We start from the raw sequence: 1,073 nt of genomic DNA, 5'->3' as shown, positions 1-1,073 counted from the left end.
GGCTTCTGGTTCCAGGTGAAGCCCTGGCCGCCGACGTTGTCGCCGAGCTTGCCGGCGTCCTTGATGAAGCCCTCGACGATGACGAAGGTGTCCTTGAGGAACTTCGTAGCCTTGGTCAGCTTCACCCACCGCTGCACGTAGTAGTGCGTGATGGTGTAGTTGCCCTTGCTGTCGATCTTGCGGTAGCCGGCACCGGTGTAGGCGTCGTACTGAGCCTTGGTGACGTGCTCGCGGGTCACGTAGAACTTGTTGCCCTGGCCCTTGCCGTAACCGGCGGCCTCGAACTGAGCCTTGGTGACCTCAGCCTTGGTCAGCACCGCGTAGTACTTCTTGCCGTCGATCACGGCTTCCCAGTCCGGGCCCACGAGCTCCTCGGAGGTGGACTTGGCCGCGTAGCAGTCAGAGGTCTCCTTGCCGTTGAAGTCCTTGCACTCCTGGTACTGGGCCTCGGTGATCTCGGTGGTCTTGACGCCCTTGGGACCCTCGAACTTGTCGAACTCGTCCTTGGTGACGACCTTGCCGGTGCCGCCGCCGATCTGGACACCGTTGTAGACGGTCACGAACGCGTAGTCGCGGTCGTAGTCCTCGTAGTTGGCGAAGTCGTAGTGGGTGTAGGCCGTCTTACCGACGTAGATGCCGTAAGGGGTCTTGCCCTGGTAGTAGCCGGGCACGAAGACCCACTTGTCCATGACGCTGGCGTCAGCCTTGTCGTCGTAGACGCAGTGGCCGGCGGTGGCGACCAGGTTGCGGTACTTGCCCTGGATCGAGGTGGCCGAGCACCACTTGAGCTCGTTCTTCTCGTCCACGAAGAACACCTTGCCGATGGACTTCGGCAGGTTGATGTTCTTGACCTTCGCGGCCGCCTTGCCCTCTTCGCCGATCGGCTTGACGGCGCCGGGCTTGCCGTCGGCGGTGTAACCGCCAGCGGCGTTCAGCTTCGGCGTGGCCTTGGTCTCCCAGGTGTAGGGCTTGGCCTTGGCGAGGTTGTTGGTCTCGCCGTTCTTCTCGAGCCACCAGCCGGCGACGTCGACCGCGGCCGGAGCGTCCTTGGCCATGGTGTCGTAGGCCCAGTC

General features: G+C 63.0%; 1 protein-coding gene. It reads right to left on the bottom strand.

Annotated features, from left to right (window positions below; genetic code table 11):
- A partial coding sequence (locus AB0G16_RS38835) for a hypothetical protein (protein ID WP_362816048.1) occupies positions 1–1,073 on the bottom strand: 1,073 nt, incomplete at both ends.

The organism is Streptosporangium sp. NPDC023615 (assembly GCF_040640155.1).
In the GTDB taxonomy this organism is placed as follows: domain Bacteria; phylum Actinomycetota; class Actinomycetes; order Streptosporangiales; family Streptosporangiaceae; genus Streptosporangium.
Note: the sequence above shows the minus strand (reverse complement) of the source record. Positions and strands in the feature narration are given on the sequence as shown.